Here is a 12,174-nt window from a genome sequence, read left to right as displayed (position 1 = left end):
ACCACGGCACCGGTCCCCCGTGGTCAGGCCGGTCCGGGGTGATGGGCGAAGATGGGTCGGTGACCTCGGCTTCCCAGTGCCCGGACGGGCCCCTCCCCGCCCCCCGGCTCATCGCCACCGACCTCGACGGCACCCTGCTGCGCGATGACCAGTCCGTCTCGCTGCGCACCGTCGCCGCTCTCGCCGCCGCCGAGGAGGTAGGGATCGAGGTCTTCTTCGTCACCGGACGACCCGCCCGCTGGATGGACGTGGTCAGCGACCACGTCCACGGTCACGGCCTGGCGATCTGCGCGAATGGCGCGGCAGTCGTCGATCTCCACGCCGGGCGGGAATTCGTCCAGGTCAGAGCGCTTCCCCGGGCGGCCGCCCTGGCTGTCGTGACCGCCCTGCGCGAGGCCGCGCCGGGCACCTCCTTCGCGGTAGAGCTGACCACCGGCATCAACTACGAGCCGGCGTACCCGCCCTTCTACAAGGACCCCGGCGCCCACGTCGCCGTCGCCGAGAAGCTGCTCGCCGAGCACACGGACGAGGCCGCCCCGCCGGTGCTCAAGCTGCTCGCGCACCACGCCGAACTGGCCCCGGACGAGTTCCTCGCCCTGGCCCGCGGGGCCGCGGGCGAGTACGCCTCGATCACCCGCTCCAGCCCGACCGCCCTGCTGGAGATCAGCGGACAAGGCGTCTCCAAGGCGAGCACCCTGGCGCTGTGCTGTGCCGAGCGGGGCATTTCCCCCGCCGAGGTCGTCGCGTTCGGGGACATGCCGAACGACGTGGAGATGCTCAGCTGGGCCGGCACCTCCTACGCGATGGGCAACGCCCATCCGGACGTGATCGCAGCCGCCTCCGGCCGTACGACGGCGAACAACGAGGACGGAGTCGCCGTCGTCATCGAGCGCATCGTGGCCGACCGGATCGCTCAGCATCAGCACGGCGCGAGCTCGGCCTGACCGGCAGGGCGCCCTGGAGCGGGTCCGGCCGGATAGACGGGACCTCCTGGGGCGGTTCCGCCCTGACCGGCAGGGCCCCCTAGAGCGGGGCCTCCCACACCACCGTGGTCCCGCCGCCGTCCTCGCCGATGCCCGGGCCGTACGAGCTCGCCCCACCCAGGGACTCGGCCCGCCGGCGCAGGTTCCGCAGCCCGCTGCGCCGCCCGCCCGCGGGGATGCCCACCCCGTCGTCGGCAACCTCCAGCCGGACGCCGGGGCGTCCGTCCGCCAGCGTGATCGTGGAGTCCAGGACCACCTCGATCCGGGAGGCGTCGGCGTGCCGGAAGGCATTGGACAGGGCCTCGCGCAGCGCCGCGATGAGGTTCTTGCCCACCAGCTCGCCGACGACCGCGTCGATCGGGCCGAGGAAGCGGTGCGCGGGCTTGAAGCCCAGCGGCACGGCCGCCATGTTGATCTCCCGGAGCACCCGGGTGCGCAGCCCAGAGGGGGCCTCCGCCGGGCCCTGCTGGAGGGCGAAGATGGCCGTACGGATCTCCTGGATCGTCACGTCCAGCTCGTCCACGGCCTTGCCGACCCCGTCGCGGACCTCGGGGACGATGGAGCGGCGCTGGGCTCCCTCCAGCATCATCCCGGTGGCGAACAGCCGCTGGATGACGAGGTCGTGCAGGTCGCGGGCGATGCGGTCGCGGTCCTCGAACACGGCGAGCCGCTCCCGGTCGCGCTGCGCCTCGGCCATCATCAGCGCGAGCGCCGCCTGCGAGGCGAACTGCGTGGCCAGGGTCCGCTCGGCCTCGCTGAACGGGCGCTTGCCGCGGGCCCTGGGCGTGACCAGCGCGCCCAGCACCCGGCCGCCGCTGTGCAGCGGCAGCATCATGCAAGGCCCGTACTGGCTGGTCAGCTTGCTGATCATGCGGGGGTCGGAGGCCGCGTCGTCCACGAAGACGGGCTCCCCTTGGCGGAGGTGGTGCACGACCGGGCTCTCGGCGGGGATCACCACGCCCAGCGAGGTGGCCGGGTTCTCGGCGGAGACGGCCACGATCTCCATGCCGCCTTCCTCGGCCGGCAGCATCACGATCCCGGCGGAGGAGTCGGCCAGGCGGCGGGCCTGCTCGGCCACCACCGCGAGGGCGTCGTCCGCATCCCCGCCGGACAGCAGGGCCGTGGTGACGGCCACCGAGCCGTCGATCCAGCGCTCCCGCTGGGTGGCCGCCTCGTACAGCCGGGCGTTGCCGATGGCGATGCCCGCCTCGGTGGCCAGCACCCGGACCATGTGGACGTCGTAGTCGTTGAACGGGCCGCCGCCGTTCTTCTCGGCGAGGTACAGATTGCCGAAGATCTCCCCCTGGACGCGGATCGGGACCCCGAGGAACGTCTTCATGGTCGGGTGGTGCGGCGGGAAGCCCGCCGAGCGCGGATCGTTCGTCAGATCCTCGAGCCGGACCGTGTCGGGATGGGAGATCAGCGCCCCGAGCAGGCCCCGTTTCCCGTCCGGACGGTGCCCGATCTTCCGGGCCAGTTCGGAGCTGACCCCGAAGGTGACGAAGTCCGAAAGTCCACGGCCCTCGATGTCGACGACGCCGATCGCCGCGTAGCGGGCGTCCGCGAGCTCGGCGGCCGTCTCGCAGATCCGGTCCAGCGTGGAGTGCAGTTCGAGCCCGGTGCCGACCGACCTCATGGCCTCCAGCAGTTGCGGCACCCGGGCCGTGAGCTCGGTGGACAGGCCTTGCAGACTCCTGGTGGCCTGGGTGGCGGCCTCCAGAGGGTCCGGTGTACCCGGTGATGGTTCCGGCGGTTCCTGGGACTCCTGCACTGACATGCCCTTGAGCCTAGTTAGTCCCGATTAGTGGGGAAAGTCGGCATGGTGAAAGTCGGCCACCGTCCCGCCCGCGACCGCCCCTTCGGCTTCCCTCTCCCGCTCCAGCAGCCGCCGCAGCGGCCCCTCGGCAGCGGCCAGCTCGGCGTAGGCACCGCGCTGTACGACCTCTCCGCCGTCGAGCACGAGCACCTCGTCCACGGCCTCCAGCCCTGCCATCCGGTGCGTGATCAGCACGGTGGTACGGCCCTCGGTCGCCGCCAGCAGATCCGCCGTCAGGGCGTCCGCCGTGGCCAGGTCCAGATGCTCGGCCGGCTCGTCCAGCACCAGTACGGGGAAGTCCGCCAGCAGCGCCCGGGCCAGGGCCAGGCGCTGGCGCTGGCCGCCGGAGATCCGTTCACCGTGCTCGCCGACCAGCGTGTCGATCCCCTCCGGAAGTCCGTCGGCCCACTCCAGGAGCCGCGCCGCGGCGAGCGCCCCCCGCAGCTCCTCCTCACTCGCCCCGGTCCGGGCCAGCCGCAGGTTCTCCCGTACCGAGCTGTCGAAGAGGTGCGCGTCCTGGGCGCAGAGCCCCACGAGCGCGCGGACGTCGTCGCCGTCGAGCGCGGACGCGCCCGTCCCGGCCAGGGTGTACGAGCCTTCGTGCGGGTCCAGGAAGCGCAGCAGGACCTGCGCGAGGGTGGTCTTGCCCGAGCCCGAGGGGCCGACCACGGCGATCCGCCGGCCGGCTTCCAGGGTCAGGTCCACACCCCGCAGCGCGTCCCGCTCCTGGCCCGGGTGCCGGGCAAAGAGCCCGGTCAGCCGCAGCGGGAAGGGCGAACCGGGTGCGGCGGCGGCCTGCCGCGGCTCGGCGACCGGAGCCGGCGCGTCGATGACCTCGTAGACCCGTTCGGCGCTGCGGCGCACCCGCTGGCGGTACTGGACCGCGAGCGGAAGGCCGTTGACCGCCTCGAAGGCGGCGAGCGGGGTCAGCACGGCGACGGCCATGGCCACTGCGGACAGCCGCCCGTCGTGCACCGCGTTCGCGGCCACGCCCGCGGCCACCACGACGGTCAGGCCGCAGACGAGGGCGGACAGCCCGCCGCCCAGCCCGGCGGCGGCGGCTCCGCGCGCGGCGATCCGCGTCAGCACGCCGTCGCTCTCCCGGGCCCGGCCCTTGCGGTCCTCCAGGGCCCCGGCGACGGTCAGCTCCGCGGTGCCGGTCAGCAGATCGGCCACGCGCGTGGCGAGCTCGCCCCTGGCGGGGGAGAGCCGGCGTTCCGCACGCCGCGCGCAAGCCCCGCTGACGAGCGGGACACCGATGCCGGCGGCGAGCAGCCCGACGGCGAGCGCGGCGCCTGCCTCCGGCAGCAGCCAGGTGGTGAAGGCGACCGAGCCGGTGCCGACGAGCACCGCGGTCCCGACCGGCAGCAGCCAGCGCAGCCAGTAGTCCTGCAGGGCGTCGGCGTCGGCCACCAGCCGGGTCAGCAGGTCCCCGCGCCGGTGCTCGCGCAGCCCGGCGGGGGCGATGCGCTCCAACCTGCGGTACACGGAGACCCGCAGGTCGGCGAGCATCCGCAGCACGGCGTCGTGCGATACGAGGCGCTCCGCGTACCGGAAGACGGCCCGGCCCATTCCAAAGGCCCGGGTGGCGGTCACGGCCACCATCAGATAGAGCACGGGAGGCTGCTCGGAGGCCCGCGAGATCAGCCAGCCCGACACGGCCATCAGCCCGACGCCGCACCCCACGGCCAGCGCTCCGAGCAGCAGCCCGAGCCGGAAGCGGCCCTGCCACGCCTTTGCCGCGGCCCGTACCCGGCGCAGCGGATCGCTGCCGCCCGAGTCGGCCTCGCCGGCGGCGCGCTCCCGCTCGGCCGCGGCGCCGAGGATCCACTCCCCGGCATCGGGCGAGGATCCGGGAACCTTGGTGCGGGCGGCGGCTGCGGGCCGGGGGAGCGGCCCGGGGGCTGCTTGCGCCACGGCCATCGGCACCACGCGGTCGGCGACGGCGAGCAGCGCCGGCCGGTGCACGACCAGCAGGACGGTCCGGCCCACGGCCAGCCGCCGGACGGCGTCCACCACCCCGGCCTCGGTCTCCCCGTCCAGCGCCGCGGTCGGTTCGTCCAGCAGCAGCACCGGCCGGTCCGCCAGGAACGCCCGGGCCAGCGCCAGGCGCTGGCGCTGGCCCGCGGACAGCCCCACGCCGCCCTCGCCCAGCGGGGTCTCGACCCCGCGCGGCAGTGCCGCCACGAACTCCCAGGCCCCCGCGTCCTCCAGGGCCCGGACCACGTCCTGCGCACCGGCCTCCGGGCGGGCCAGCCGTACGTTCTCGTCGATGGTCCCGGCGAACAGGTGCGGGCGCTGCGGAACCCACGCCACCCGCTCCCGCCATTGCTCGGGCGACAGCTCGGCGAGGTCCGCTCCGGCGATCCGGACCCGTCCCGCGGTGGGTGGGACGAACCCCAGCAGTACCTGGAGCAGGGTGGACTTCCCGACTCCGCTCGGTCCGGTGAGCGCCACGCACTCGCCCGGTTCGACGGTCAGTGAGACGGGCCCGGGCGAGTCCTGGCCCCGCCCCTCGTACCGGACGGCCACCCCGTCGATTTCGATGCGCAGGGGAGCGCCGGCCGGCAGGGCTGCGGCGCCGCCCGGACGCGGGAGGGGGGTCTCGAGGACCTCGAAGATCTCCTCCGCGGCCGCCAGCCCCTCGGCGGCCGCGTGGTACTGCGCGCCGACCTGCCGCAACGGCAGGTACGCCTCGGGCGCCAGGATCAGGATGACCAGTCCGGTGTAGAGGTCCAGCTCGCCGTGCACCAGGCGCATGCCGATGGTGACCGCCACCAGCGCCACCGACAGGGTGGCCAGCAGTTCCAGCGCGAAGGAGGAGAGGAAGGCGATGCGCAGGGTCCGCATCGTCGCGCGCCGGTAGTCATCGGTGATCTTGCGGATCGATTCGGCCTGTGCCTTGGCCCGTCCGAAGACCTTCAGGGTGGGAAGTCCGGCCACCACGTCGAGGAAGTGCCCCGACAGGCGTGACAGCAGCTTCCACTGACGGTCCATCCGGGACTGGGTGGCCATGCCGATGAGGACCATGAACAGCGGGATCAGGGGAAGGGTGACGACGATGATGGCCGCCGACACCCAGTCCTCGGTGACGATCCGGGCGAGCACCGCCACCGGTACGACCACCGCGAGCCCCAGCTGGGGCAGGTAGCGGGAGAAATAGTCGTCGAGCGCGTCCACGCCCCGGGTGGCCAGGGCGACCAGCGACCCGGTCCGCTGCCCGTTCAGCCAGCCGGGTCCCAGATCCGCGGCCCGGTCCAGCAGCCGGCCCCGCAGTTCGGACTTGACCGCCGCACCGGCCCGGTGCGCGGCCAGCTCCGTCAGCCAGGCGATGAGCCCGCGGCCCAACGCCACCGCCGCGAGCAGCAGGAGCGGCGTCCGGAGCGCGGCGCCGTCCAGACCCTCCTCGAAGGCCCCGACCACGATCTCGGAGATCAGCATCGCCTGACCGACGACCAGCCCTGCCCCGGCAAGGCCGAGGGCCACCACCGCGCCCAGGAAGAGGCGGGTGGAACGGGCGTACCGAAGCAGGCGCGGGTCGATCGGTTTCACGTGAAACATCTCCCAGGCAGGGTCGGTCGGTCAGGCAGGAGGGTCCGGGCGGCGGCCCGGCGCGCGTCGGAACTCAGTGCGCGTCGACGATGTGCTGCGTCCCGATCCGCTTGCGGAACACCCAGTACGTCCAGCCCTGGTAGAGCAGGACCAGCGGCGTGGCCACTCCCGCGCACCAGGTCATGATCTTCAGGGTGTACGGGCTGGACGAGGCGTTGGTGACCGTGAGGCTCCAGGCGTCGTCCAGGGAGGACGGCATGACGTTGGGGAACAGCGTCAGGAACAGCATCGCGACGGACGCCGCGATGGTGACGCCGGACAGGGCGAACGCCCAGCCCTCGCGGCCCGCCCGGGTGAACCCGAGGGCCCCGACCAGCGCGAGCACCGCGACCGCCATGGCGACCAGGCTCTTGGCGTCGCCGCGCGTGAACTGGGTCCAGGTCAGGAAGACCACGGCCAGTACCGCGGTGGCCGTACCCAGCCGGGTCGCCAGCCTGCGCGAGCGGTCCCGGATGTCACCGACGGTCTTGAGCGAGGTGAAGACCGCGCCGTGGAAGGTGAACAGGGTCAGGGTGACCAGGCCGCCGAGGAGCGCGTAGCCGTTGAGGAGGTCGAGCAGGGTGCCGACGTACTCCTTGCGCTGATCGATCTTCACACCGCGGACGATGTTGGCGAAGGCCACGCCCCACAGGAACGCGGGGATCAGCGAGGTCCAGAAGATCGCGTGTTCCCAGTTGGTCTGCCACTTGTCCTCGGGGCGCTTGTGCCGGTACTCGAAGGCCACCCCCCGGATGATCAGGCAGACCAGGATGAGCAGCAGCGGCAGGTAGAACCCGGAGAAGAGGGTGGCGTACCAGTCGGGGAAGGCGGCGAAGGTCGCACCGCCCGCGGTGAGCAGCCAGACCTCGTTGCCGTCCCAGACGGGCCCGATCGTGTTGATCAGGACCCGCTTCTCCGTACGGTCGCGGGCGAGCAGCTTGGTCAGGACGCCGACCCCGAAGTCGAAGCCCTCGAGGAAGAAGTAGCCGATCCACAGAACGGCGATGAGTACGAACCAGACGTCGTGGAGTTGCATCGTGCGGTCTCCTCAGCCTCAGTACGAGAAGGCCATCGGCCGGTCGGGGTTCTTGTCGTCCCCGCCGATCCTGGTGGGCGGGTTGAGGTCGGCCTCGGTGAGCTCGGGGGGCCCGAGCTTGACGTACTTCACGAGCAGCTTGACCTCGATCACGGCGAGCGCCGCGTACAGGGCGGTGAAGCCGATCATGGACGTGAGGACCTCGCCCTGGGAGACGCCCGGTGAGACGGCGTCCCGGGTGCGCAGGACCCCGTAGACCACCCAGGGCTGGCGACCCATCTCGGTGAAGATCCAGCCCCAGGAGCTGGCGATGAGCGGGAAGCCCATGGTCCAGAGCGCGACGACCCAGTACAGCTGTCCCCACTTGGGGCTCAGCGCCCGCTTGAAGAGGACCAGGTTCGGGACCTCGTCCTGCGAGGTCCGCAGCCCCGGCGGCAGCATGAACTTCTTGCGGGTCAGCCACAGCCCCAGCACGCCTGTGCCGAGCGAGGCCATCCCGAAGCCGATCATCCAGCGGAAGCCCCAGTAGGCGACGGGGATGTTGGGCCGGTAGTCGCCGGGCCCGAACTTCTCCTGCTCGGCCTTGTTGACGTCGTTGATGCCCGGGACGAAGGAGGTGAAATCGTCGTTCGCCAGGAAGGACAGCAGGCCCGGGATCTCTATCGCGACCTTGTTGTGGCCCTTGTCGACATCGCCGTAGGCGAAGATCGAGAAGGGGGCCGGCGCCTCGCCGTCCCAGAGCGCCTCGGCGGCGGCCATCTTCATCGGCTGCTGCTTGAACATGACCTTGCCGAGCAGGTCGCCGCTGATGGCGGTGCCCAGTCCGGCGATGATCAGGGTGATCAGGCCGAGCCGCAGCGAGGTCCGCATCACGGGGATGTGCTTCTTGCGCGCCAGGTGGAAGGCGGCGATGCCGACCATGAAGGCCCCGCCGACCAGGAACGCGGCCGTGATGGTGTGGAAGAACTGGGTGAGCGCGGTGTTCTGGGTGAGCACGAGCCAGAAGTCGGTGAGCTCGGCCCGGCCGCGCTCCTCGTTGATGCGGTACCCGACCGGGTGCTGCATCCAGGAATTCGCCGCCAGGATGAAGTAGGCGGAGAGGATGGTGCCGATGGACACCATCCAGATGCAGGCCAGGTGGATCCTCTTCGGCAGCTTGTCCCAGCCGAAGATCCACAGGCCGACGAAGGTCGACTCGAAGAAGAAGGCGATGAGCGCTTCGAAGGCGAGCGGCGCCCCGAAGACGTCACCGACGAACCGCGAGTAGTCGGACCAGTTCATGCCGAACTGGAACTCCTGGACGATGCCGGTGACGACACCCATCGCGATATTGATCAAGAAAAGCTTTCCCCAGAACTTCGTGGCCCTGAGGTACTTCTCCTTCTCGGAACGCACCCACGCGGTCTGCAGGCCGGCCGTGAGCGCGGCGAGCGAGATCGTCAGGGGGACGAAGAGGAAGTGATAGACGGTGGTGATGCCGAACTGCCATCGCGCCAGTGTCTCTGGCGCCAAAGCTAGGTCCACGTCGTCATCTCCTTCGGGTCGCCGTGGTCACAGCCGCAATCTGCCTGTTGCGCCCCACTCGAATCGGGAGAAAGCGGGACACGCTTGTGAACGCGTTCACATTCACAAGCATTATGTCGCACCCGCATTCGGATCATTCAGGCGGGGTACCCCTAGCCAACGCATTCAACAGATTGTTGAATGCGGCACATGCAGATTCGAATCTCCTGGCCCGCGGGTCACCTCACCGCAACCCTCGACGAGACCCCGACCAGCAAGGCGCTGGCCGAGACCCTGCCGATCTCCGCCTCCGCGAACACCTGGGGCGAGGAGGTCTACTTCGACACCGGCGTCCGCGTCGCCCTGGAACACGACGCCCGGCAGGTCGTCGAGCCCGGCACGGTCGCCTTCTGGACCGAGGGGGACGCGCTCGCCCTGCCCTACGGCCCCACTCCCCTCTCACGCGGAGGCGAGAGCCGCCTGGCGAGCCCGTGCAACGTGCTCGGCTCCTTCGACGGCGACCCCCGCCTGCTGTCCACCGTCCGCGACGGCGATCCCATCCGCGTGGAACTGGCCTGACCAGGCCTACAGCTCCTTGAAGAACGCCTCCGCCGTGTGCAGGAAGAGGTCGTTCGCCTCGGTCTCACCGATCGTGACCCGCAGGCCCTCGCCCGCGAAGGGCCGGACCACCACACCGGCCTTCTCGCAGGCCGCCGCGAAGTCCGCGGTCCGCTCCCCCAGCCGCATCCACACGAAGTTCGCCTGGGTGTCGGGCACCGTCCAGCCCTGCGCGAGCAGCGTCTCGTGGACGCGCTTGCGCTCGCACACCAGCGCCCCGACGCGGCCCATCAGCTCGTCCTCGGCGCGCAGCGAGGCCACCGCCGCGTCCTGGGCGAGCTGGCTGACACCGAAGGGCACCGCCGTCTTGCGCAGCGCCGCGGCCACCCGCTCGTGCGCCACCGCGAAGCCGACGCGCAGACCGGCCAGCCCGTACGCCTTGGAGAACGTCCGCAGCACGGCGACGTTCGGGCGGTCGCGGTACAGCTCGATGCCGTCCGGCACGTCGGCGTCGCGCACGAACTCGCGGTAGGCCTCGTCGAGCACCACCAGGACGTCGGAGGGCACCCGGTCCAGGAAGCGCTCCAGCTCGGCACGGCGCACGGCGGTGCCGGTGGGGTTGTTGGGGTTGCAGACGAAGATCAGCCGGGTCCGCTCGGTGATCGCCTCGGCCATCGCGTCCAGGTCGTGCACATCGCCCTCGGTCAGCGGCACCTGCACCGAGGTCGCACCCGAGATCTGCGTGATGATCGGGTACGCCTCGAAGGAGCGCCAGGCGTAGATGACCTCGTCGCCCGGGCCCGCCGTCGACTGGATCAGCGACTGGGCCACGCCCACCGAGCCGGTGCCGGTGGCGACGTGCTCGACCGGCACCCCGAACCGCTCCGCGATCTCGTTGACCAGGCCGGTGCAGGCCATGTCCGGGTACCGGTTGAAGTTCCCGGCGGCCGCGACCGCGCTCTCCAGCACCCCGGTCAGCGGCGGGTACGGATTCTCGTTCGACGACAGCTTGTACGCGACGGGCCCGCCCGCGGCCGCCGGCTTGCCCGGCTTGTACGTGGGAATGCCGTCCAGCTCGGCGCGCAGCTTCGGGCTCTTCTCGCTCACCGCAGGTCCTCCTCGACCATCCCGTCCGACGTCGCCGTCGACTCAATACTGCTCACCATATGAGGATTCCGCTCTCCCGAGAATGGGGGCGCCTGGAATGCGGGGGAGCGCGCGCATATATGCGCGCGCTGGTGGCCTGCGCCGTGGCGCGCGTCCCTCGTGCAGGTGAGTTGGGAACGGCCCGGGGCCCCACCGTTTTGGCATGCCCGTGGCCGCCGACAAGCTTCACTCCAGCACCCATGGGCCAAAGGCCTTCAGTTCCAAGGTCATTGGGGGTGGCGAACCATGCAGAAACGTGCCTGTCAACGCGTGCATATGCACACGGACCACCCACCCCACCGAGCCCTACTATCGGCTCGCCATGACAGCAGCAGGGAAGCATCAGGTGAGCCGGACCGAGACCACCCGGCGGGCAGCCGGCCGACAGGGCCGGGCAGGCATCAGGGACGTGGCCGCCGCGGCGGGCGTCTCGATCACAACCGTCTCCGACGCGCTCAATGGCAAGGGACGGCTGCCGGACGCCACCCGCCGCCACGTTCGCGAGGTGGCCGACCGGCTGGGCTACCGCCCGTCCGCCGCCGCCCGCACCCTCCGTACCGGCAAGTCGGGTCTCATCGGCCTGACCGTGACGACGTACGGGGATGAACCTTTCACCTTCACCGAATTCGCCTACTTCGCCGAGATGGCCAGGGCCGCCACCTCCGCCGCGCTCGCCCGCGGCTACGCCCTCGTCATCCTCCCCGCCACCTCCCGACACGACGTGTGGTCCAACGTCGCCCTCGACGGCACCGTCGTCATCGACCCCTCCGACCACGATCCCGTCGTCACCGAACTCGTCCGCCAGGGCCTGCCCGTGGTCTCCGACGGCCGCCCGGCAGGCTCCCTCCCCGTCACCGCCTGGGTCGACAACGACCACGAGGCCGCCGTACTGGGCCTGCTCGACCACCTCGCCGCGGCCGGCGCCCGCAGAATCGGGCTGCTGACCGGCACCACCACCGACACCTACACCCGGCTCTCCACCACCGCCTACCTCAACTGGTGCGAGCGCGTCGGCCAGGACCCCGTCTACGAGTCCTACCCCGCCCACGACCCCTGCGCGGGCGCCGTGGCCGCCGACCGGCTCCTCGCCCGCCCCGACCGGCCCGACGCCGTGTACGGGCTCTTCGACCCCAACGGCACCGACCTGCTCGCCGCCGCCCGGCGCTACGGCCTGCGCGTCCCGGAGGACCTGCTGCTCGTGTGCTGCAGCGAGTCCACCGTGTACGCCAACACCGAACCGCCCATCACCACGCTCTCCCTCAAACCGCGCCGCATCGGCACCGCCGTCGTGCAGCTGCTGATCGACGCGATCGAGGGAGTGGACACCGGACGCCCCGTCGAGCAGGTCGTGCCGACCGAGCTCATCATCCGTACCTCTTCGCAGCGCAGGCAGCCCCGAACGACCATCAGTCCGCCCCGCTCCCCGGCACAGGACTGACCCGCCTCACGGCTCCTGGACGGGACCTTTGACCCCGTCCAGGATTTCAGGAACACAGATATCGGGATGAAACGGTAGGAACGATCGGCTCCGCACAGGATTC

The 12,174-nt window shown here is 71.3% G+C and carries 8 protein-coding genes; 3 read left to right on the top strand and 5 right to left on the bottom strand.

All coding sequences use genetic code 11. The features are described 5' to 3' along the window. The first annotated feature begins 41 nt into the window (after window positions 1-41). Entirely contained in the window at window positions 42-944 is a 903-nt protein-coding gene (locus BGK67_RS18370; protein ID WP_069921108.1) for a Cof-type HAD-IIB family hydrolase, read from the top strand. A 79-nt stretch (window positions 945-1,023) separates the two neighbouring features. Here the strand turns inward: BGK67_RS18370 and BGK67_RS18365 are convergent, their stop codons facing one another. From BGK67_RS18365 to BGK67_RS18350, 4 genes are all read right to left on the bottom strand, one after another. Next, window positions 1,024-2,760, bottom strand: coding sequence for a sensor histidine kinase (locus tag BGK67_RS18365; RefSeq protein ID WP_069921107.1), 1,737 nt, complete (start codon window positions 2,758-2,760; stop codon window positions 1,024-1,026). Between the two features lie 24 nt (window positions 2,761-2,784). Next, the gene (cydD, locus tag BGK67_RS18360) at window positions 2,785-6,351 is read right to left on the bottom strand and encodes a thiol reductant ABC exporter subunit CydD (RefSeq protein WP_069923957.1); all 3,567 of its coding nucleotides are present in this window, start codon (window positions 6,349-6,351) and stop codon (window positions 2,785-2,787) included. Between the two features lie 73 nt (window positions 6,352-6,424). Continuing rightward, window positions 6,425-7,426 carry a cytochrome d ubiquinol oxidase subunit II gene (gene cydB, locus BGK67_RS18355; RefSeq protein WP_069921106.1) on the bottom strand — a complete coding sequence of 334 codons (1,002 nt, stop codon included), beginning with the start codon at window positions 7,424-7,426 and terminating at the stop codon, window positions 6,425-6,427. Window positions 7,427-7,444: 18 nt separating this feature from the next. Then, window positions 7,445-8,950 carry a cytochrome ubiquinol oxidase subunit I gene (locus tag BGK67_RS18350; protein ID WP_069921105.1) on the bottom strand — a complete coding sequence of 502 codons (1,506 nt, stop codon included), beginning with the start codon at window positions 8,948-8,950 and terminating at the stop codon, window positions 7,445-7,447. Between the two features lie 189 nt (window positions 8,951-9,139). On the opposite strand from BGK67_RS18350, the gene BGK67_RS18345 reads away from it, so the two are divergent. Then, window positions 9,140-9,508, top strand: a complete 369-nt coding sequence (locus BGK67_RS18345) for a cyclophilin-like fold protein (RefSeq protein ID WP_107488824.1) — start codon at window positions 9,140-9,142, stop codon at window positions 9,506-9,508. Window positions 9,509-9,514: 6 nt separating this feature from the next. Here BGK67_RS18345 and hisC read toward each other — a convergent pair whose 3' ends face one another. Beyond that, entirely contained in the window at window positions 9,515-10,594 is a 1,080-nt protein-coding gene (gene hisC / locus BGK67_RS18340) for a histidinol-phosphate transaminase (protein WP_069921103.1), read from the bottom strand. A gap of 361 nt (window positions 10,595-10,955) precedes the next feature. On the opposite strand from hisC, the gene BGK67_RS18335 reads away from it, so the two are divergent. Then, window positions 10,956-12,071: a LacI family DNA-binding transcriptional regulator gene (locus tag BGK67_RS18335; RefSeq protein WP_069921102.1), complete on the top strand. Its 1,116-nt coding sequence runs from the start codon at window positions 10,956-10,958 to the stop codon at window positions 12,069-12,071. Window positions 12,072-12,174 lie beyond the last annotated feature (103 nt).

The organism is Streptomyces subrutilus, from assembly GCF_001746425.1.
In the GTDB taxonomy this organism is placed as follows: domain Bacteria; phylum Actinomycetota; class Actinomycetes; order Streptomycetales; family Streptomycetaceae; genus Streptomyces; species Streptomyces subrutilus_A.
Note: the sequence above shows the minus strand (reverse complement) of the source record. Positions and strands in the feature narration are given on the sequence as shown.

Coding starts and splice junctions, on each gene's coding strand:
- BGK67_RS18370 (WP_069921108.1), top strand. CDS start 42: ATGGGCGAAGATGGGTCGGTGACCTCGGCTTCCCAGTGCCCGGACGGG.
- BGK67_RS18335 (WP_069921102.1), top strand. CDS start 10,956: ATGACAGCAGCAGGGAAGCATCAGGTGAGCCGGACCGAGACCACCCGG.
- cydB (WP_069921106.1), bottom strand. CDS start 7,426: ATGCAACTCCACGACGTCTGGTTCGTACTCATCGCCGTTCTGTGGATC.
- BGK67_RS18345 (WP_107488824.1), top strand. CDS start 9,140: ATGCAGATTCGAATCTCCTGGCCCGCGGGTCACCTCACCGCAACCCTC.
- BGK67_RS18365 (WP_069921107.1), bottom strand. CDS start 2,760: ATGTCAGTGCAGGAGTCCCAGGAACCGCCGGAACCATCACCGGGTACA.